Annotated in this window: 2 protein-coding genes; one reads left to right on the top strand and one right to left on the bottom strand. The window is 65.7% G+C overall.

Annotation, left to right across the window (positions count from 1 at the left end):
• The coding region (locus AC1D2K_RS34670) for a hypothetical protein (protein WP_478094963.1) at window positions 1–457 on the top strand (457 nt) is incomplete at its 5' end.
• Window positions 458–473: 16 nt separating this feature from the next.
• Here AC1D2K_RS34670 and AC1D2K_RS34665 read toward each other — a convergent pair.
• Window positions 474–1384 (bottom strand): 3-deoxy-7-phosphoheptulonate synthase (locus tag AC1D2K_RS34665; protein WP_478094962.1); only part of this gene is annotated, 911 nt, incomplete at its 5' end.

Raw genomic sequence — 1384 nt, 5'->3', positions numbered from 1 at the left:
GGGCCTCATAGCGCGTTCGGTGTATTGCGGGGAGATGCGGCGACACCTACTCTTGCGCTTGAGACTGTTGGACGAACTTTCTTACGCAATAACAACTTACGCTGTATTCCGCATGTTGGCCGCTGCGCTGATCCTTCTGCTCCTGGTGGCATGGGAGCTTCGTCTCCAGATCTGGCTGGGCAGGACGATGCGCATCAGGGTGCGGCGCATCGGGTGGATCGTCGTCGAGGTGCGGCGACGCGTTTCGATGCTGCGGTTGCCGGATCATGTGTCGGAATTCCCCGTTCCGCGCGAGGAGCGCATCCTGGTCCATCGATTGCTTGGCATCGTGCTCTGGCACGAGGAAATGAGCGTCGCGCTTCCCGATACCGCATGCGAGCACCTCGCGGAGATCGCGCCCCAAGACTTCGATCGTCAGTTTCCGATCTGGTTGCGTCTCGCCGGCGGCCCGGGCTGAGTCGCTGTCTGACGCTCTACCCGCGCGCCGCCTTGAGCACGTCCGCAATCAGGAAAGCCAGCTCCAGACTCTGCGATCCGTTCAGGCGCGGGTCGCAGGCGCTTCGATAGCGCGCCGACAGTCCCTCGTCCGTCAACGCCTGCGCGCCTCCGCGGCATTCGGTGACGTCTTGTCCCGTCATCTCGAAATGCAGGCCTCCGGGGTATGTGCCCTCCTGCCCGTGCACGGCAAAGAAGACCCGCAGTTCCTGGAGGATGCGTTCGAAGTCGCGGGTCTTGTAGCCACTGGTCGAGGTCACCGTGTTGCCGTGCATGGGGTCGCAGCACCACACCGGCGTGCGKCCGGCACGGTGCACGGCGCGCAGCAGGGGCGGCAGCCGCTCGGCGACCTTGTCGCTTCCCATGCGCGCGATCAACACCAGACGGCCGGGCTCCTGCTCCGGGTCCAGCACGTCCATGAGGCGCAGCACGTCGTCCGGACTGGCCGTCGGCCCCAGCTTGACGCCGATCGAGTTGCTCACGCCGCGCATGTACTCGACGTGGGCGCCATCGATCTGGCGCGTGCGCTCGCCCAACCAGAGCATGTGGGCTGAGCCTCCGTACCATCTGGCGGTCCGCTTGTCGAAGCGGGTCAGCGACTCCTCGTAGTGCAGTTGCAAGGCCTCATGCGAGGTGTAGAACTCCACCGCGTGCAGTTGCGGGGCCCGCGAGGCGTCGAACCCGCAAGCCTCCATGAAAGCCAGCGACTGGGTGATGCGGTCCGCGAGCTCTTCGAAGCGCTCGCCCTGCGGGCTCGATCGGACGAAGTCCGCGGTCCACCGATGCACTTCGTGCAAGTCGGCGAAGCCGCCCTGGGCCAGGGCGCGCAGCAGGTTCAGCGTGGTGGCGGAATGCGAGTAGGCCATCAGCAGGCGGGACGGTTCCGGCT

The sequence above is a fragment of the Variovorax sp. P1_H12_2 genome (genome assembly GCF_056405335.1).
This window is presented reverse-complemented; position numbering and strand designations above follow the sequence as displayed.